The organism is Bifidobacterium pongonis (genome assembly GCF_019331805.1).
In the GTDB taxonomy this organism is placed as follows: Bacteria; Actinomycetota; Actinomycetes; order Actinomycetales; family Bifidobacteriaceae; genus Bifidobacterium; species Bifidobacterium pongonis.
On sequence record NZ_JAHBBE010000039.1, the window covers coordinates 1 to 20,027 of the forward strand.

Sequence of the window (20,027 nt, forward strand, 5' to 3'; positions counted from 1 at the left end):
CCGCCGGCAGTACCGGGATCGCGAACACGATCGAGCACACGAAGGCGACGATCGCATACGAATCCCAGCGCCCGTAGAACGGATTCTGCTGCGGGTCGTCGGGATTGAAGTACTGGAACATCGGCATCCCGGGCTGCTGGCCCTGCTGGGGTGCCCGGGTGTACGGGTTGTACTGGTTGGGCTGACCATACTGGTTGGGCTGACCGTAAGGATTCTGCTGACCGGACTGACCGGACTGGCCGTACGGATTCTGGCCATACGGGCCGTACGGGTTGAACGGTTGCCCCTGCTGGCCCTGACCGGGATACGGCGCACCCATGGGCTGGGCATTACCCTGATTACCCTGATTACCCTGTGCAGCGGCATCACCGGACTTCGGCTGTTCCGGTTCCGGCTTGCCATACAGGTACGGATCGTACCCCGGGTATTGCCCGGACATGGCCCCGTACTGCGGCTGGTTCGTCTGCCCGTACTCAGGCTGCTTCTGATCATCCATACCTATTACCTGCTTTTCGGTCATGATAACGTTCACGGCACTGTTTGTGGTGCCTCACCATACCCAAAGGGGTGTGCACCTCACCGGCACACACCCCATATCATATCCATGCTCAGGCGCGCAGTTGCGCTCCCAGCTGAGCGGCGGCCTCGACGATGCGGGCTCGGATCGCCTCGCTGTCCTCAGCGCCCAGGGTCTTGCCCGGGGAGCGGAACACCACGGCGAACGCCAGCGACTTCTTGCCTTCGCCCACCTGATCGCCGGTGAACACGTCGAACAGTTCGATGGATTCGAGATCCTCGCCTGCGGCCTCACGCACCACATTCTCCAGCTTGGCGGCGCTCACGCTCTCATCCACGGTGAACGCGAGATCCTGCTTGACGGGCGGGAAGGTGGAGATCGGCTTGGCCTGCACCGGCTTGCCGTCGAGCGTGGCGAACAGGTCGGTCATGTTCAGCTCGAACGCGGCGGAATGGGCCGGGAAACCGAGCGCATCGTTCACATGCGGGTGAAGTTCGCCCACAACGCCGACATGCTTGCCGTCCACGTCCACGTAGGCGAAACGACCCGGATGCCACTGTGCGGGCACATCCTCGGCGGCCGGCTGGTTCAGCTCGATGGCCGCGCCGATGCGATCGGCGATGCGGTGCACGGCTTCGACGGCGTCGGACCAGTCGACCGGGCGCTTACCGCCCATCCAACCGGTGTTCTCGGAAAGGCCGGTGAAGATGCCGGCGACATGGTCGGGCTGGTCGGGCAGACCGGCGTCAAGCGCCTTGAGCTGCTCCTCGGTGGGCTTCACGCCGCCCGGCAGGGCGGGAATGGCCGGCGCATCGGGGTTCCACAGGTAGACGTGGCCGAGCTCGTACAGGCTGACGTTTTCGATGCCGCGGCGAATGTTGCGCTGCACGGTGGTGGCCAGGGTGGGCAGCACTTCGCGGCGCAGGTACGGGCGGTCGCCGTACAGCGGGTTGGCGATTTCGACGCTGACACGCTTGGTGGCCTCGGCATCGTAACCGAACGCCTTGTAATCCTCGTCACCGACGAACGGGTAGCTCAGCGCTTCGACCATGCCGTATTCGGCGAGCTCGTCGGCGATGCGACGGCGACGCAGCTGGTCGGCGGTCAAACCGACCTCGCCCTTCACCGGGGCTGCCGGCACACGCACCGGAATCTCGTCATAGCCGACCAGTCGGGCCACTTCCTCGACCAGATCGCACGGCTCGTTGAGGTCCGGACGCCAGGTCGGCGCGTTTACGGAGAATTCGCCGTTGCCGCCACCGGCCACAGTGCAGCCGATATCGGTCAGGATCTTGGAAATGGTGTTCACGTCGGTGTTGAGACCGGCGACGCGCGCCACTTCGGAAGTCGGGAACTGGATGGACCTGCGATGCTTGGTGTTGTTCACATCGTTCGGAGTGTCGCTGGGGACGCCGCCACCGTATTCGGCCAGCAGGTCGGCGCACATCTGCGCGGCCGCGGGCTGCAGGGCGTAGTCGACGCCGCGTTCGAAACGGCGGGACGCTTCGGACGGGATCTTGTGGCGGCGGGCGGAACGCGCGATCGACACCTGGTCGAAGTGCGCGGCCTCAAGCAGCACGTTCTTGGTTTCGGCGGTCACTTCGCCGTACAGGCCGCCCATCACGCCGGCGATGCCGAGAATACGGGAGGAGCGCTCGCCGTTCGGGGAATCGGTGATCAGCAGATCCTCGGTGCTCAGCTCATGCTCCTTGCCGTCGAGCGTGACGAGCTTCTCGCCTTCGTTCGCGCGACGGACCACGATCGGGCCTTCGAGCTTGTCCAGATCGTAGGCGTGCATCGGCTGGCCCAGATCCATCATCACATAGTTCGTCACGTCGACGGCCAGCGAAATGGAACGCATACCGGAACGGATGAGACGGCGGCGCATCCAGTTCGGGGTGCGGGCCGCAGGATCGAAGCCGCGCACGATGCGGGCGTAGTAGCGGTCGCAGCCGGGCACGCCGTGAATCGGATTGTTGTCGTCGATCTGCACTTCGATGTCGGGCTTGACGTCCGGCAGCGCGGAGGCGGGGGTCGGCACCTTCTTGTTCAGCGCGATCACCGGATCGGTGAACTTGGCGCCGGTGGAATGGTGGAATTCGCGGGCCACGCCACGGTAGGACAGCGTGTAGCCACGGTCCGGCGTGATGTTGATCTCCAGCAGCGGCTGATCGAGATGCAGCAGGTGCATGGCGTCGTCGCCGGGCTTGAGAGCCTCGTATTCCTCTTCGGTGAAGCCGTATTCACGCAGCAGGATGATGCCGTTGTGGTTGTCGCCCAGACCGAGCTCGCGTTCGGAGGCGCACATGCCGTTGGAGATGTGCCCGTAGGTCTTACGCGGTTCGATCCTGAAATCACCGGGCAGCACGGCACCCGGCAGGGTGACGACGACCTTCTCGCCGGCGGCCATGTTCGGCGCACCGCAGATAATGCCGCGCGGCACCTTGTTGCCGTTCTCGTCGACCTCGTTGTATTCGTCACCGACGTCGACGTGGCACCAGTTGATGATCTTGCCGTTCTTCTGCGGTTCCGGCGTGGCATCCACCACATAGCCGACCACGATCGGACCGGTGACCTGGCTGGAGTGGATCTCCTCCTCTTCCAGACCGACCTTCACCAGATCCTTGGCGAGCTGTTCGTAGGTGAGATCCGCGGGGACCTCGACATGGCTTCTGAGCCAATCAATATCAACCATAGGCATGGGCAATCACTCCCCCATCACAAACTGTTCGGCGAAACGCACGTCACCTTCCACAAGGTCGTGCATATCGTTGATGTCGCTGCGCAGCAGCAGTGTACGTTCCATTCCGACACCGAAGGCGAAACCGGTGTATTCGTTCGGGTCGAGGCCGGCGGACTTGAGCACGTTCGGGTTCACCATGCCGCAGCCGCCCCATTCGAGCCAGCCCGGGCCGCCCTTCTTGTCGGGGAACCACAGGTCGAGTTCGGCGCTCGGCTCGGTGAACGGGAAGTAGCTCGGGCGCAGGCGAGTCTTGGCCTCCGGGCCGAACATGGCCACGGCAAGCTTGTCGAGCACACCCTTGAGGTCGGCCATGGTCAGGCCTTTGTCCACGGCGAGGGCTTCGCACTGGTGGAACACCGGGGTGTGGGTGGCGTCGAGCTCATCGGTGCGGAACACGCGGCCCGGGCTCGCAATGTACAGCGGCACGCCGCGGGTGAGCAGTGCACGGACCTGATCGGAGGAGGTCTGGGTGCGCACGACCATGTTGCTGCCGACGAAGCCGGCGGCGTCCTTGGCCTGGTTGCCCTTCACGTAGAAGGTGTCCTGCATTTGGCGTGCAGGATGGTCCGGGCCGAAGTTCAGCGCGTCGAAGTTGTACCATTCGCTTTCCACTTCGGGGCCGGAGGAGATCTGCCAACCCATGGAGATGAAGAAGTCCTCGACGTCCTCCATCAGCTTGGCAAGCGGGTGACGCGCGCCAAGCGGCTTACGGTTGACGGGCAGCGTCATGTCGACGGTTTCGGCGGCGAGGGCGGCCGCTTCCTCAGCGGCCTTGAGTTCCTTTTCGCGGGGGCCGAACGCACGTCCGAAATCGGCGCGAAGCTTGCCGAGCAGCTGACCGGCTTCCTTCTTCTGATCCTTGGGCAGTGATCCGATGGCCTTGCTGGCCTTGGTCATCGCCGATTCCGCACCGGCGTACTGCGTTTTGATGGCTTTCAATTCCTCCAAGCTGGAGGCGTCTTGGATTTTGGCAATGCCTTCAGCGACCGCATCGCTTACCGCTTGGGCGTCAAACACCATACCCTCTGCCACGGTTTCCCTTTCTAATATCCCTTGGAACGCTAGCGTTTCCAAGCACTTTACCGACACACATTCTTTCACGCATACTCGACCGTCTAAGCCCTCGGCTTCATTCCTTGGACAGCGCCCATACGGGCGTGCACGGTCGAAGCGTATAACGTTCTACTCGCGTCGCGTTTCCAGTCGTCTAGCGCAGGAACGCGAGACTCATCAGAATGACCGCCGCGGAGGTGGCAAGGTTGAGCGATTCCGCCTTGCCGTACAGCGGAATGGTCACGACGCGCTGGCATTGTTCGATCGTTTTGGCGTTGAGACCGCGGGCCTCATTGCCGAACAGCACCGCGTAGCCTTCGCCGCGCTTGCCTTCCTCACGCATCGCGTCAAGCACGTCGGGCAGGCGTTCCGGCTTGCGCTTGCGGGTGCCGTACACGTCGGCGGCCCACACGTCGAGCCCTTGCTGCTCCATCCATTCGAAGAATTCGCGGGTACCCATGGTGATGACGGGAATGTGGAACAGCGAGCCGGTCGTGGAACGGATCACCTTGGGGTTGAGCATGTCGACGCAATCGTCGACGAATACTACCACGTCGCATCCGGCGGCGTCGGCGGCACGGATCACGGTGCCTGCGTTGCCCGGGTCGCGCACCTGCCAGAACGCGGCGACGCGCATGCCCTTGGGGCGACCGGTGGCGTTCTCCACTTTGGCGTCCATGCCTGCGCGGAGTTTGTCCGTCTCGCCAACGGCGATGATGCCCTGCGCGTCCGGGCTGATATGGTCGACCACCTCGCGCGTGGCGGTGTGCACGTACAGATCGGTGGAAGCATCGATGGCACGCTGCGCGATGTCGGCGAGCACGTCGGAGTCGATGCCGTCCTCGTCACCGGCCACATAGATGTCGGTGATGACGTCAGATGCGTAGCGTATGGCTTCTCGCACGGACTGGGGGCCTTCGATGAGGAACCTACCGCTCTTGCGGCGGCCCTTGGTACGGGTGAGGTCCGCGATTCTGCGGACTCGGTCGGATTTCGGATTGTCAAGCAGTTGAGCGTTGATTGGCATGACTTCCACACTACCGCCCGAGCCGACATTCCCACGCCGCAACGTCTCGGGCGGCGGTAAAGGCTCATGTGACGAAATCTAAATATTCCACCACATGAGCCAGCAGTCCACCTAGGATCTGGATTTATTCGGCTGCGCCGGTCGCTTTGTCAAGCAGCCCATAATCGACCGTGGACAGGAATATCGTCCGTGTAAGCAGCGTACGGTAGTTCTCACGAACGTCGGTGGCGCTACCGTCGCCGTTCGTCTGAATGTGACGAAGGAAATCGACCATTAGGCACGCGAACAGCATCACGGCTTCCTTCGGATTGCTGCACACCTTGCGAATGGACGGCCGAAAACGGTAACAATGTCCAGATATCCGGGAACCAGACCGAGATATGAATCCCCCTACCGGAATCAGACAAAATCCGCCTGATTCTGTCCGAAAACGGTAACAACGCCAAGCCACACTCCCGCGGAACCAGCACGCATACCCGCGGAACCAGCACGACTGCTACCGGAATCAGACAAAATAAGCCCGATTCTGTCCGAAAACGGTAACAATGTCCAGATATCCGGAGGCCAGACCGAGATACGAATCTCCCTACCGAAATCAGACAAAATCCGCCCGATTCTGTCCGAAAACGGTAACAATGCCCAGACATCCGGACCAGACCGAGACATGAATCCCCCTACCGAAATCAGACAGAAAAAGCCCAAAATTTGTCCGAAAACGGTAGCGACACCATGCTATCGCCCCTACGGAACCGGCACGCATACCCGCGGAACCGGGACGCCCCCTACCGAAATCAGACAAAATCCGCCCGATTCTGTCCGAAAACGGTAACAATGCCCAGACATCCGGACCAGACCGAGACATGAATCCCCCTACCGAAATCAGACAAAATCCGCCCGATTCCGTCTGAAAACGGTAACAACACCCAGACATCCGAGAACAAGACCGAGATACGAATCCCCCTACCGAAATCAGACAGAAAAAGCCCAAAATTTGTCCGAAAACGGTAGCAACACCATGCTACCGCCCCTACGGAACCGGCACGCATACCCGCGGAACCGGGACGCCCCCCCCCTACCGAAATCAGACAGAATCCGCCCGATTCTGTCTGAAAACGGTAACAACGCCCAGACATCCGAGAACAAGACCGAGATACGAATCCCCCTACCGAAATCAGACAAAATAAGCCCAATTCTGTCCGATTTGCAAATCCTTCTCAAGCTGAGCCCGACCAGCCTTGTCAAGGCCGAGCTGCGCCTCCCACCACGCCAAATCATGAAATTCCACAACAACCACTCCAATCAATATCCAAATTCAAACCATTACCGAACACATGCCGGGACCGTCAGAGCCGCTTCCCCCGGTACACGACCTCCTTGAACGTATGCCAGTTGCTCGCGTCCCAGTAGGCGCGCAGGAACGCCGTATCCGGCTCATACCACTCGCCGGAACGGTAGAAGAACAAATGTCTGGCGGCCACCCGCCGCTCGCCCATCGGACGAGCGAAATCCTCACGAACTTCTGTCCATCCGCACCTGATACCGTCGTGGATGAACCCGCCCTCGGTCCCGCTGCCGCCGCCATGCGGATTGTGCGGCACAGGGACCTCCCACAGCACGGACCGGCCGGCGTCGTCGATCGTTATCCCCTCACCCGGCCGCATCCGTTTGGCGAACCCCTTAGGCGACAGGCCGGCCGCGTACGCGTACTCCTCCCCGGTCGGCACACGCCACCGGTACCGGGTCAGAGGCGCGTCCCACGGGCCCACCAGACCGCCCTCACGAATCTTCAGGCCGGAACGGTCCACATCGTCCCAGCCCACGCCCTCGGGCCACGAGCCGCCGTACGACAGCCAGCCACGGTGATATGCCCGCAGCAGCGCCGCCAGCATCCGCAGCATCCCATCACCGGGCTCCACCACCTCGCCCAGCTCGCCGACATCATGAAAATGCGCCTTGTACCAGTCGCCCGGCAGATCATGCACACGCGCGACACGCAGAATCTCGTACCGCTCCGGACGGTCATGCAACACGGACCCGTCCACCTCAGCGTTCACCAAGTACAATTCCCCCTTCCACACGAACACGAACACGGGAAACCATCTGGACGGATTCAAAGTCTGGTACACCCCGCAGGTCCGCGCGAGCAGCGCCTCGCCGCCACCTCCGACGACCCAATTCCTGCAATGCTCCAGATCCACGCCCATGGCACGCAGACGCCCCGTCTCCTCCGGGGACAGCAACGTGAACGGACCCTCAACCCTCACCATAAACAACCACTCCAATCAATATCCAAATTCAAAACCAATGAATCCGTATCGCCAATCGGTAACCAGGCAGCCGCCACCATGGCGACGTATCCCACCCGCACATAAGGCGTTCCCAGTCCAGCATTGGCACCGTAACTTGCGCCAGCAGAGCCTCTTCCTCTCCGCCAACAGCCCAATTCATGCAATACCCAAGCCCACACCCCGCCATGCGGCGTCCTCTTCCTTCGCCGTGGGCAACAGTGTGAACGGGCTTTCAGCCCCTATCCCATTACAGCCCCTATACCAGCGAATACGTCATGACTCGCTGTTCCTCCAAACCTTCTTCCCGCCCCCGACCATATCGGAACATTCCGCACATTCTGGTAACGACACGCGCACCGTGCCGCGTTTTCGCAACGTCAAACCTTTGACTTTTCAGCTCCCCCGTTTTCACCCCCGCGCCGCCGCCGAAATCTCAGTTGCCGAAGAAGGAGAAGGTGCCGAACCGCCATGCCAGACACAGCGCGATGACCGGCAACGCCAAGCACACCACGAGGAACACCTTGTCACGGGTATGCACCTCGCTCACGCGGGCGTGGCTGCGCGGCCCAGTTCCGCCGAATCCTCGCGCCTCCATGGCCGTGGCCAGCGTGGTGGAGCGCCGGATGGACAATACCAGCAGCGCGAAAGTCTGCGGGAAGAACGCACGAATCTTATTATCGTCGCCCAAACCACGCGAACGGCGGGATGCAGTCAACGCGGCCCAATCATCCTGCAGAACGGAGAACAGGCGCATGCCCGCCAAGCCGCCGTACACGAAACGGTCGGGCAAGTGCAGGATCTGGCTGAACGAATCCGCCAGATCAGTGGAGTCGATGCCAAGCACGGCGATGATCGCGGGAATGCCAATGGCGAGAATACGCAATGCCGTTGCCAGGGCGAGTTCCGCGGAACGGTCGGTGACATGCATCAACCCCCACTGCCACCACAGGTTGCCGCCCGACTTGCCGTACAGCAGTACGGCCAGCGCGGAGCAGGGCGCGCCGATGAACACCGGCCAGGTTGATTTCACTGTTTGCCACGGCATGATGCCGATGGCCATGAGAATGACGAATTCCATTACGAGCATGCTTCCCGAGGAAAGCCAGTCGAGGCTCAGCAGCATGGGCAGCGCCGCGAGGAAACCACCGATCAAACGGTACGCGGGGTTGAGCGAAGCCAGGAACGGCGAACGGCTGGATTGACGTTCCCGCTCGTCACGCGTATTCACTTGGCTTACCTGGATCACGCCGTCGCCGCAAGGCGAAGCATCGCCCGTCTTCTCCCCAGAGACGTTCCATTCCAATGCGGCGTTTTCAGGCAATAGTTCGATCACACGCGCATCCAAAGCCGTGACCAGCTCCCTATCATGCGTGACGACGATGATGCTCACACCGTCCGACCGCAGGCTTTGGATGAGCTCCACCATCTGCATCCAAGTGTTGCGATCCTGCCCGAAAGTCGGTTCGTCGAGGATCAGCACGCGCGGCGCGGCGGCCAGAGCCGAAGCCACGGTAAGTCGGCGTTTCTCGCCTCCGGACAGCGTGTACGGGTTGGCGTTCGCATAACGCAGCAGGTTGAACCGTTCCAGCAAACCGAGCGCACGCTCCTTGGCTTGCTGTTCATCAACGCCGGTGCGCAGCGGTCCGAGCATCACTTCCTCAAGCACGCTGCCTTTGACGAACTGATGTTCAGGGTTTTGGAACACATAGGAAATGCGGGATGCGAGTTCGGTGGACTTCCATGAGCTGGGGTGTGTGCCGCGAGCGCCTTCCGCCAGCGAGCGCGATGCTTCCACGTCGCCGCTTACCGGTTCGAGCAGGCCGGCGAGGGTGAGCGAGAGTGTGGATTTGCCGGCGCCGTTCGCGCCGACCACCGCGGTGATCTGGCCTTGTTTGAAGGCGAGGTCGATGCCGGTTGCCACCGCTGTGCCGTTGCGTCCGATGGCGAGATCATGGGTGTAGAGCACCGGTTCGCCGGTGCCTTCGCGGGCCGGGTAGTCGGGTTCGCCGTCGACGTGGATGGGGGCGATGCGGTATTCGTCGCGCATGTATCGTTCCGGCACCCAAATGCCAAGCTGTGCGAAATCGAGGTTCGGATCGTTGAATACTTCGTCCGGGGTGCCGTCCGCGACGATGACGGTACGGCGTTCCCCGTTCTCGCCATCGTTCTCATCAGTGCCGCTGCCGTCGCCGCTCTTGCCATCGTTTCCGCCGTTGTCTTCGGTTTCGCCGTTGTCTTCGACGGATCCCAGCACGACCACGCGGTCGATCAGGTCGATCCATGGTTCGGCGCGATGTTCCACCAGCACCATGGTCGAATGGAATTCGTCAAGCACGTCACGCACCGCACCCACCACTTGGGTGACGCCGTCGGGGTCGAGATTCGCGGTGGGTTCGTCCAACAGCAGTATGCCGGGTCTCATCGCCAATGCGCCGGCCAAGGCGAGCCGTTGCATTTGCCCGCCGCTCAGATGGGTGATGGAACGGTGCAGTTGCAGGCCTTTCAATCCGACTGCGGCGAGACTGCCGTCCACACGCTTCCAGATCTCGTCGCGTTCCACATTAAGGTTCTCCGGGCCGAAAGCGACATTGTCGCCGAGCCGTTGGAACACGGCTTGCGCGTCCGGGTCCTGCAATACCAGGCCCACGCGCCCTCTCGCTTCGCGTACGGGAACGTCATCCACCAGCACGCGCCCTTCGGTCGCGCCACCTTCGGCGTCGACCACGGCTACCGTGCCATCTTCCGCGGTTTCCATGCCTTGAACGTATTCGCCGGATCCGAGCAGTCCCGCCCCGCCTTCAAGAATGGTGGATTTGCCGATGCCGGACGCGCCCAACAGCAGCACGCGCTGCCCGGCTTCGATGTTGAGGTCGAGCCCGCGCACGCTGAAATGTTTGCGCGACGCGTGGCGATACCCCCAATGTTCGAAACGCAATGCGGCGTTCTGGAACGGTGTGCTGGCGGGTGTTGCGGAAGATTCGGGCACGGTGACGATCCTTGCTGTACTTGCTGCGGTTGCTGTACTTGCTGTGGTTCTTATGGTGAGATTCGCCGTTTCCGGCAGGGGTGTTCGGAACGTACCGATACGGCCCGCATCGGTTCGTTGTTGGCCGTTGCGGGCGGTATCGGCGGGTGTTGCGGGAACGGTCAGTTCAGGCCGCGCACCTCACGGCCGGACGCGAACTTGTCGAGCGCACCCGTTTTGGCGATGCCGAGGTGCAGGAACCACATGAGCAGACCGGCGACCAGCGTGCCGGAGACGACGGTGGTGATGAGGTAGACGACGCCGTAGGAGCCTGCGATGTCGATGGCCTGCAGGTGGGTGAAGAAGCTGTAAGCCCAGCAGCCGACGCCGGACAGTGCTCCGGAAAGCAGCATGGTGCCGATGTTCCACTTTCGGTAGGCGAAGATGATGAAGGCGATTTCGGCGGTCACGCCTTGCACGAGGGCGATGGAGAAGGTGTCGAGGCCACCCCACTGGTTGCCGAGCAGCGCTTCGAGCACGCCGCCGACCACTTCGGCGTAGATCGCGGCGCCGGGCTTACGCACGATGACCGCCGCAAGCGGTGCGGCGAACAGCCACAGGCCGTTGAACAGGCCGGCAAGGCCGGGGACCACGGCTTCGAGCACGCTCCACGGTGCGGCGGTGACGATGGCGACCAGCCAGTAGATCAGGGCCGATGCGACGCCGATCACGGATGCGACGGCGATGTCGACGACGCGCCATTTGAAATTGGGTTTGCTGATGGTTGTTGCAGACATGGCAAGTGCCTTTCTTCTCAAGTCGACGCAATGCGCCGGCGGGGTTTCAAGGCACGGGAAATAAGAGCGACAATATCCGTGCCCGGCATTGCCCGTGCACGTTCCATCGGTCGAGATCCTCACGATCTCCTCTCAGCCGCCATATGGGGCAGCTCCCGTGTCGCTCTCCACCATAAAGCCCCGCCATGACTATCGCAATACCGTGTCTGCCCCGTCTATCGCATTCGCCACCGCAGACTATCGCTTTTGAACTATCTGCTCTTGAAGAAGCGCAAGAGCTGGGATTCCCTCACGCATATCCCGGCAAGGAACGTCGCGACGGTGACACCGGCGAAGGTCATGGCCGGCACCCGGCAGGCGGCGAGGAATATCTCCAGCCACCCATCCACGGACATTCGCCAACAGTATGCGCATAGCAACGCCACGCATGCCAAGCTTGCAAGCCCCGACCAGATAAGCGTTTCGATGTGCATGCCGAGCATCTGCGCGGCTTTGGACTGGCCGATATGCAACGCTCCGGCGTATTCGAGCCGCCGACGTCGCACGGAGATCACGCCGACGATGATGCCGACACCCAAGGCCACATATGGCAGCCATGCGGACATGCGATGCGCGTAACCGGATGCCGCGTCATAGCGGCTGTCGAAGGATTTGTTGACTTGGGCGACGGCTGTATTGCCATCCGACGCGGTGACGATGGCCGTGGAACGCAACAGTTCGTCGGTTTGCTCAGTGACCGGCCATTGCTTGGCCCAGCATTCGGTGAAAGTGCCCGACGACGCGGATACCGGCACGATCGCCGCGTAGGCGAATCTGGAATCACGCCCGTCATTGGGCCAGGAGTACACGCCCGCGACGGTCATATCACCATGGTTGGTTTGCATGATGCTGCCTTTGACGAGGCCGAAATCGCGGGACACGTCCGCGGAAACCCATATGCCGGACGTGTCGACGGTTCCGTTCGTTCCCGACGTTGAAGACGCCTGCGATCCGGAGTCGTTGGCGGAAGACGCCGCATCCTCGCCACTCGAAACGAGCAACGGTATGAATCCCGGCGTCACTTCGTATGCGGGCAGTTCCATGCCCGGTGTGGATGCCGCGGTGATGCTGTCCGTGGCCCGTGCCGCCCCGGACAAAGTTGGCCCGTTATCGACTTGGGTGAGCGCATCGCAGGCCACGCCATCCACGCCGGCTCCGACCAGCGCCTTGGTGTCCGCGTCGGCTGCGATGCGCGTGACGGCCTCCTGTTCAAGCCGCACGATGGATGTGGCTTCATACCCGCCCAGCAGCAGTCCGGTGATGAGAACGATGAGGAAGAACCATGCGGCACGCGCGGTTCCCGCGCTGATGTTGCGTACGGCTTCGGAAACAATCGACCGCAATCTCATTGTTCGCCCTCCCCACCCGCTGTCGGTATGGAAACGGTAGGATCGTCCGTTGGAGAGTGCGACGGTTGAGACTGCGCGTCGGAACCCGGCAAGGCTGCCTGTTCCCCTGCGCTGCCGACGGGCGCATAATGCGCAAGATCGATGATTCGCCCGCATGCGTCCCGTGCACGCGGATCATGCGTGGCCACCACGACGATCATGCCTTGTCCGGCGAGATTGCCCAACACTTCGCTGACGGAGCCTGCGGTTCGCGTGTCCAACTGGGCGGTCGGCTCATCCACCAGCAGCACGTCGGGATGCGAGCACACCGCACGCGCGAGCATAAGCCGCTGCGCTTCGCCTCCGGACAGTTCGGAGAATCTACGGTCCGCCGCATAGTCCAAGTCGAACAATCCCATGGCCTCCTTAGCCTCCGGGATTGCCTCGCGTCGGCTCATGCCATGGCAGAGCAGCGGGAAAACCACATGGTCGAGCGCGGTTCGTTCGGGTACGCCGTATGGGTTCTGGAATACCCATCCGATACGGTGAATGCCTTCGCGTTCCACATGCCCGGCCCACGGTTTGACCCATCCCGCAAGAATGGACAGCAATGTGGATTTGCCGCATCCCGATGGCCCGCAAAGCGCGACGGTCTGCCCGGGGGCGATGGTGAAGTCAAGGTGTTCGAAAAGCACATCCGTTCCCGGGAAACGGTGTGCCAATCCTACTGCTTTCAGGAGCATGTCGCGCCCGCGATCTTCGATCCCACGGCCACCGAAGTGATGGAGGCGGCATCATCGGAGCCGAGTTGCACAAGGCTCACGCCGAGCGACGACCCTACGATGCTGACGGTATGCGACGTTCCGTCCGGCGTCATGATGCAACCTTTGTTGCCGTTGATGCCGTAGACCGCCCCGGCAGGTACGCGCAACGCGTCGATGGCTTGTGGCAGCGCAAGCGTGGCGCTGATGCCCGAGGTAAGCGTCTCCTTGGTTTGGGACTGGTATTCCTCGGTAGCCGACACCTGTTTGAGATAGTCGGCATTGTCTATGGCGGTTTGGCCTGCGGGCAGGGTGGTCGACTGCCCGTACACCGTGATGATGCGGTCCTGATCCGACGGTGTGGCGTTCTTGATGCTGAGTTTGACAAGTGCCCCCGGGATTTCGCCGATCTGTGTACCTTGCGTGACGTTCGCACCGGCAGTGCCCTGCCAATCGCCGACGCTGATGCTCGATTCGGGAATCCACAGGATATCGGCAAGCTGCAGAGTGCCGTCACTATCGGAACCGTTGTCCACCATCAGTTGCTTCCACCCTTGCTGCGTGTTCCACGAGTAGCGGTCGCTGTCCGGATCGGACAGATATCCGAGTCGATTGAGTTCGTTGTTGAGCGCCCGAACGTCCTGGCCGCGGTCCTCCACATGCAGGTCGCGGTAAAGCGGTATGATGGTGTTGAGTGCGATGACGGCACGGTCGTTCACACGCATGCACGCGCGGCCGGATGACAGTCCACCGCTCGAATAGTCTGCGGTTACGGTGCCGTTGCTGTTGCCGAGCAATGCGCGGCTGTTCGAAATGCTGGGGATGAGGGTAACGGTCTGCGACCCGTTGTATTGCTGCGTGGATACTTTGGCTTCGGTGATTTCCCCCGAAGCGCCCAGTAATGCCGGCGGCCGGTCGGGCAGGAACACCGCGCACGCCCCCACGCTGACCGCTGCCGCCACGATGACGGACATCACGATCCATACGGCGACGTTGGCGTGCCGACGCCGTTTACCGGTGTCTCTTCCCTTGACTCCTCGTTCACGACGGAACAACATTGCTCTCAGCCCCCCTCGATGATCCGCATCGGATTTCATATCATGCCTGGCGTCATGCTTGGCGTGCAGGCCGCATCACCCCAATGGTTTCCAATACGAATCAGCATCCTGCGCATTGGCGACCCCGTACTGGTAGAGCGTGAAGCATTCCTGCGCCTCCGCACTGGAGAAGAACGCCGGCGCCGAATCACTGCTCCAATCCTTCGAGAACTGCTCTTTGGTGTACGAAGTCGGTGCGACCTTCTTCTGGATGAGGCAGTTCACGAGCAGCTGGTCACTATCGGTCGACAGCTCCGGGTTGCTTTCCTGCGTACGATACAGTTGATCGGTGTTCGTGTTCTCCGAAATCGAGCAGAAGTTCAGATCGCTGACGAGTTTCTCGTCCTGCGTTTTGCTCATCCCCTCTTCGTTCATGCTGGGAACCGCATAGAACCCGCCATATGCGGTCGGTTTGGGGTCGGTCCACCCACGGTTCATGATGCACGAGCGGAAATTCATCCAAGACTGTTCGTAATCGGCGCGGGACACTTTCCCCTCATGAGCGATTGCGCGGTTGATGATGTCCCGCTGCGCATCGCTCATCGGAATCTGCGTGCTGTTGGAATCCTTACGGATGTCGTCATCGCTTTTCAACATCCACTCCGCGTACGCCTTCAACGACGACGCATAATGCTGCCGATCGCTTCCTTCAGCCGACTGCGGCGCGGATGCAGAGGAGGATGAGGAGGAGGATGCGCTGGAATCAGCGCCCTTGTTCTTCGCGGCCCCCGGAGCGGAGCATCCGGAAAGACAAACCCCCACGCATACCGCAATCGCCACGGCGGTAAGTACTTTTCGCACGTAGTCTCTCACCGCGTGACTCGCCGTATGGTTCGCTCCCCCTGTGGTTTTCATATCAGTCTCCCCATTGACAGAACTATGAATGTCGTTCACTTTTGAACCCGAGCTCACCCCCCCATCGGGAAATTCAGCTCACCGCCAGTATACGATGTTTCGCCATCCAACACACCACCCGCCTCGCCGCCCAACGCATCATCGCTCGTCATACAAGGCGTAAGCGATAGCGACGAACCACGAGCAGAAATGACGATGGCCGTGACCGCGGCGGCATATGCCATTGCGGTCACGGCCATCGTCGTAACGTTACGCCCTGAATCATGGCCGGCGTGTTGGCCGGCGCGGGCTCACTTGGCGAGCTTGTTAAGCAGCAGAGCCTCGGTGATCACGTTGTTCTTCAGCCCCGGCAGGGAGATGGACTCGTTCGGGCTGTGCGCGTTGGCCTTCGGATCCTCCGGGCCTGTGACCAGCACCTGGGCGTTGGGGAAGATGCGCTGCAGCTCGGGAATGAACGGAATCGACCCGCCTTCACCCTTGTTGATGGGGGCCACGCCGAACGCCTCCTCCATGGCTTCCAGCGCGTCCTTGGTGGCCACGGCGTTCGGGTCCATGGCCCAGCCCATGCCGTTCTCGCCGTATTTCACGCTCACTTCGGCGCCGAACGGGGCATGCTCCACCAGGAAGTCCGCCAACGCCTTCTGCGCTTCTTCGGGGCGCTGGTTCGGCGCGGTGCGCAGGCTCAGGCGGAACGTGGTTTCGGGGCTGATCACGTTGAACGAACCTTCAACCGGATGCGCGTCGAAACCGATCACGGTCACCGACGGCTTGGTCCACATGCGGGAGGCGAGCGAACCCGTGCCGGCCAGACGGTAGCCGGGCACCGCACCGGAATCCTCGCGCACGGTCGCCTCGTCCAGGTCGCGCTGCAGGCCGCCGATCGGCTCCTCCGCCTTGACGCCCGGCACCGCTAGGTCGCCGTTCTCGTCGTACATGGAGGCGATCAGCATCGCGGCGAGCGTGTTCGCATCGAGGATCGGACCGCCGTACTGGCCGGAATGCACCGGGTGATCCAGCACTTTCACGGTCACGTCGATGTCGGTGTTGCCGCGCAGTGAGGTGGTCAGGCTCGGAATGTCCGCCGACCAGTTGCCGGAATCGGCCACGATGATCACGTCGGCGTCGAATTCGTCGCGGTGGTCTTCGATGAACGGGATGAAGCTCGGCGAGCCCATCTCCTCCTCGCCTTCGATGAACACTTTGACGTTCACGCCGAGATCGTCGCCCAGCGCTTTCAGTGCGCCGGAGTGGATGGCGATGCCGCCGCCGTCGTCCGCGGCGCCACGGCCGTAGAGACGACCGTCGATTTCGGTGCCGACGAACGGGTCGGTGTTCCACACGCTCGGATCCGGCACGGGCTGCACGTCATGATGCGCGTACAGCAGTACGGTCGGGGCGTTCGGGTCGACGATCCTGGAACCGATGACCTCCCATGCGCCGGGCGTGCCGTCGGGGTTGTGCGATTGCGCCACTTTGGCGTCCACGCCCACTTCGCGCATCTGTTCCGCCACGAACTGCGCGGAACGCTTCATGTGCTCGGCGGTTATGCCGTGAGCGGAAATGGATTGCAGGGCGATTTTGCGGTTGAGCACATCGACGATGCGCTGCCAATCCTCTTCGACGCGGGCGCGGATGACGCCCGTCTCAAGCTGTGCCATGTATACACCTTTTCTCTATAGTGCCGATTCGATATGCAATCGTATATTCCATGCACGCCCATGCAAAACGCACCGTTGCGCCGGCATGATCGGAAGCCCGCAAAGCTTGATGTTCCAAGCGTTCGCGCGGAATGCCGCGTCTAGGCGTCACCGTAATCTGCAAGCATGACATGGAACCTTAGCAAGAAGAAGGATGAGGCGCAGAAGCCCGTCGATGACGCGGCCGAGCATGCTTCCTCCCAGAACAACGATAAAGGCCAGAACGCCGGCAAGGGGCATCCGACCCCCAAGCGCAAGGACGCCCAGGCGCAGAACCTGCGCCCGCTGGTGCCCGCCGACCGCAAGGCCAGCGCCAAGGCCGCTAAAGCCCGTATCCGCGCCCGTGAGGACGCCCAGTATGAGGCCATGAAGAACGGCGACATCAACAATATGCCGAAATCGGAGCGTCTGCCGTGGCGTGTGTATATCCGCGACTATGTCGACGCCCGCCTCAACATCGGCGAATTCTTCATCCCCATCGCCCTGATCATCATGATCGGTTCGATGTTCGCGAGCGCTTTCCTGCGTAACGCGTGGGCGTCCATCATTCCGATGATCCTGCTGTACGTGTATCTCGGCGCGGTGATCATCGATGTTGCGGTGATGTGGCACAAGCTCAAGAAGAAGCTGATCGACAAGTTCGGTGAGGCTTCCGTGGCGAAGGGTACGCGTTCCGCGTCCTATGCGTGGAGCCGTGCGATTCAGATCCGCCGTTGGCGTCTGCCGAAGCCGCGTTACGACAAGCGTGGTCATTGGCCGGAGTGATCGGTTGATCGACTGAGGCGCGTTTCCACGTTTTCCTTTGGTTTTCGGACGCCCCGGGTGTTATCGCCCGGGGCGTCCTCGCATATTCCACCGTGTATTCCGTCGCATGTTCCACCCCGCACGCCAGCAGCGCATCCCGCCGCGCACCCGCCGACGCGCTAAGGTGGAGTTGGCGTTCCGACGCTCCGCGCTCCAGCCAACACCAACCCAACCAATCCCAGCCAATACCAACGAACGGACGGGCAGATCCCATGAACGAACAATTCGACATCGCCGTCATCGGCGCCGGCCCCGGCGGCTATTCCACCGCCCTACGCGCCTCCCAGCTCGGCCTGAACGTGGCGCTCATCGAACGCGACGCCACACCGGGCGGCACCTGTCTCAACCGCGGCTGCATCCCCACCAAAACACTGCTCGACATCACCGCCACCTTCGACGCCGTCCGCCACACCGCCGACGCAGGCATCAACGCGCACATCGACTCCATCGACTTCAACGCCGTACATGAACGACGCACGCAAGTCGTCTCCACCATGGTCCACGGGCTATCGGCCCTGCTCGCCCAACGCGGCGTCACCGTCTTCCAAGCCGAAGCGAGCCTCGACCGCAATGCTTCCGCCGACCCGCAATGGTATACGGTACGGCTCGCCGCCTCCCCCGGCAACGCCGACGTGCTCCGCCACGGCGCGAAAAACGTCACGCCGCAAGGCCCGGAGCTCACCATCGAAGCACGGCATGTGGCGCTCGCCATGGGTTCGCGCCCCCGCCCGCTACCGAACACGCCGTTCCATAACGCGATCATCGATTCGACGCAGGCGCTGGCCATCGACTTCCCCACCTCCGCGGTGATCATCGGCGCAGGCGCCGTCGCCGTGGAATTCGCCTCCATTTGGAACTCCGCCGGCTGCGACGTCACCCTCATCATCCGCAAAGACCGCGTACTGTCCGCATGGGACCGCCGCGTGGGCGTCACCCTCACCCGCGAACTGGCACGCAACGGCATCACCGTCATCAAAAACGCCAGCATCACGAGCGTCGAATCCGATTCGCCCACCGAAGCGACCGTACGTTACCGTGTCAAAGACTCCGACGAGGAAACCACACTGCACACCAACACCGTCCTGGGCGCCATCGGCAGGGACGCCAACACCGACGCGACCTGGATCGGGGACGCCGGCATCGCACGCGACGAGCACGGCCTGATCGTCACCGACGCCTACGGACGCACGCATGTGCCTGACGTCTGGGCCGTGGGCGACATCGTCGCCGGGCATGCGCTCGCCCATCGCGCGTTCGAACAGGGCATCACCGTGGCCGAACGCATCGCCGGGCTCGACGTGCCGCCCGTGGATGAGGATACGATTCCGCAGGTCGTGTTCTCACGCCCGCAAGCCGCATGCGTGGGGCTTACCGGAGCGCAGGCGAAGGCGGATGAACGGTTCCTCAACGTCACCGAAACCGCGTACCCGATGATGGGCAATGCGCGCATGATGATGAGCGGCACGACGGGCGCGATGAGCGTGGTCAGCGGCGAACTGGCTACAAAACCGGGTACGCGCGTGGTGCTGGGCGTGCATATGGTGAGCCCCGAAGCCACCGAGCTGATCGCCGAAGCGGAACAGTTGGTCGGCAATCGTGTGCCGCTCAGTGATGCGGCACGGCTCATCCACCCGCATCCGACGTTCTCCGAAACGCTCGGTGAGGCCCTGTTGAAGGCGGACGGCAGGCCATTGCATACGAGGTGAGCGCTCCCGGTGAGCGCTCCCGCAGCACCCCCGTTCCCCCGATATTCCGCAAAATTCCTTAATGCTGGTAGACTATTGGCCAGTATGCCAACAGCGACGAGAAGCAAGTGAGGGAGACATGGCGAATAAGCCCGCGAAAAGAAGCATGATCAAGCAGATCATGCAGGTCTACAAGTTCACCTACGAAGAGGACAAGCAGCTGCCGTGGCTGATGGGCCTGGTGTTCGCCGCGCCGATCGTGCTGGCGATCGTGCTGGGTGTCGTGTTCAAGTGGATGTGGCTGACCTGGATCCTGATGATGATCGCCGCGATCCTGTTCGGCGTTCTGTTCGCCACCATGATGCTGACCC

Annotated in this window: 16 protein-coding genes; 3 read left to right on the forward strand and 13 right to left on the reverse strand. The window is 62.0% G+C overall.

All coding sequences use genetic code 11. The features are described 5' to 3' along the window. The 13 genes from KIH75_RS08815 to KIH75_RS08875 form a co-directional block, all read right to left on the reverse strand. Positions 1-496 (reverse strand): polyadenylate binding domain-containing protein (locus KIH75_RS08815; RefSeq protein ID WP_219056346.1); only part of this gene is annotated, 496 nt, incomplete at its 3' end. A gap of 112 nt (positions 497-608) precedes the next feature. Next, complete coding sequence (pheT, locus tag KIH75_RS08820; protein WP_219056347.1) at positions 609-3,218, reverse strand: phenylalanine--tRNA ligase subunit beta; 2,610 nt, start codon at positions 3,216-3,218, stop codon at positions 609-611. Positions 3,219-3,224: 6 nt separating this feature from the next. Beyond that, entirely contained in the window at positions 3,225-4,280 is a 1,056-nt protein-coding gene (pheS, locus tag KIH75_RS08825) for a phenylalanine--tRNA ligase subunit alpha (RefSeq protein ID WP_219056360.1), read from the reverse strand. A gap of 187 nt (positions 4,281-4,467) precedes the next feature. Continuing rightward, on the reverse strand, positions 4,468-5,340 hold the full coding sequence (locus KIH75_RS08830) for a TrmH family RNA methyltransferase (RefSeq protein WP_219056348.1): 873 nt from the start codon (positions 5,338-5,340) through the stop codon (positions 4,468-4,470). A gap of 124 nt (positions 5,341-5,464) precedes the next feature. Beyond that, positions 5,465-5,632 carry a hypothetical protein gene (locus tag KIH75_RS08835; protein WP_219056349.1) on the reverse strand — a complete coding sequence of 56 codons (168 nt, stop codon included), beginning with the start codon at positions 5,630-5,632 and terminating at the stop codon, positions 5,465-5,467. Between the two features lie 1,051 nt (positions 5,633-6,683). Further along, positions 6,684-7,607 (reverse strand): hypothetical protein, encoded by a 924-nt coding sequence (locus KIH75_RS08840; RefSeq protein WP_219056350.1) that lies wholly within the window; start codon positions 7,605-7,607, stop codon positions 6,684-6,686. A 454-nt stretch (positions 7,608-8,061) separates the two neighbouring features. Beyond that, the gene (locus KIH75_RS08845; RefSeq protein ID WP_219056361.1) at positions 8,062-10,623 is read right to left on the reverse strand and encodes an ATP-binding cassette domain-containing protein; all 2,562 of its coding nucleotides are present in this window, start codon (positions 10,621-10,623) and stop codon (positions 8,062-8,064) included. A gap of 152 nt (positions 10,624-10,775) precedes the next feature. Beyond that, a complete protein-coding gene (locus KIH75_RS08850; RefSeq protein ID WP_219056351.1) occupies positions 10,776-11,390 on the reverse strand; it encodes an ECF transporter S component in 615 nt (204 codons plus the stop codon). Between the two features lie 251 nt (positions 11,391-11,641). Further along, positions 11,642-12,778: a hypothetical protein gene (locus KIH75_RS08855; RefSeq protein ID WP_219056352.1), complete on the reverse strand. Its 1,137-nt coding sequence runs from the start codon at positions 12,776-12,778 to the stop codon at positions 11,642-11,644. Then, the gene (locus KIH75_RS08860; RefSeq protein WP_219056353.1) at positions 12,775-13,500 is read right to left on the reverse strand and encodes an ABC transporter ATP-binding protein; all 726 of its coding nucleotides are present in this window, start codon (positions 13,498-13,500) and stop codon (positions 12,775-12,777) included. Before KIH75_RS08860 ends, KIH75_RS08855 begins: the two co-directional genes overlap by 4 nt. Beyond that, complete coding sequence (locus KIH75_RS08865; RefSeq protein WP_236028185.1) at positions 13,491-14,492, reverse strand: hypothetical protein; 1,002 nt, start codon at positions 14,490-14,492, stop codon at positions 13,491-13,493. The genes KIH75_RS08860 and KIH75_RS08865 overlap by 10 nt, the downstream gene beginning before the upstream one ends. A 159-nt stretch (positions 14,493-14,651) precedes the next feature. After that, positions 14,652-15,416: a hypothetical protein gene (locus tag KIH75_RS08870; protein ID WP_219056355.1), complete on the reverse strand. Its 765-nt coding sequence runs from the start codon at positions 15,414-15,416 to the stop codon at positions 14,652-14,654. Between the two features lie 344 nt (positions 15,417-15,760). Beyond that, positions 15,761-17,128, reverse strand: a complete 1,368-nt coding sequence (locus tag KIH75_RS08875; protein WP_219056356.1) for a dipeptidase — start codon at positions 17,126-17,128, stop codon at positions 15,761-15,763. 165 nt (positions 17,129-17,293) lie between these two features. On the opposite strand from KIH75_RS08875, the gene KIH75_RS08880 reads away from it, so the two are divergent. The 3 genes from KIH75_RS08880 to KIH75_RS08890 all read left to right on the forward strand — a co-directional run. Continuing rightward, positions 17,294-17,932 carry a DUF3043 domain-containing protein gene (locus KIH75_RS08880; RefSeq protein WP_219056357.1) on the forward strand — a complete coding sequence of 213 codons (639 nt, stop codon included), beginning with the start codon at positions 17,294-17,296 and terminating at the stop codon, positions 17,930-17,932. A 251-nt stretch (positions 17,933-18,183) separates the two neighbouring features. Then, complete coding sequence (locus tag KIH75_RS08885) at positions 18,184-19,677, forward strand: dihydrolipoyl dehydrogenase family protein (protein ID WP_219056358.1); 1,494 nt, start codon at positions 18,184-18,186, stop codon at positions 19,675-19,677. A gap of 118 nt (positions 19,678-19,795) precedes the next feature. After that, on the forward strand, positions 19,796-20,027 hold a 232-nt coding region (locus KIH75_RS08890; RefSeq protein ID WP_219056359.1), incomplete at its 3' end, for a DUF4191 family protein.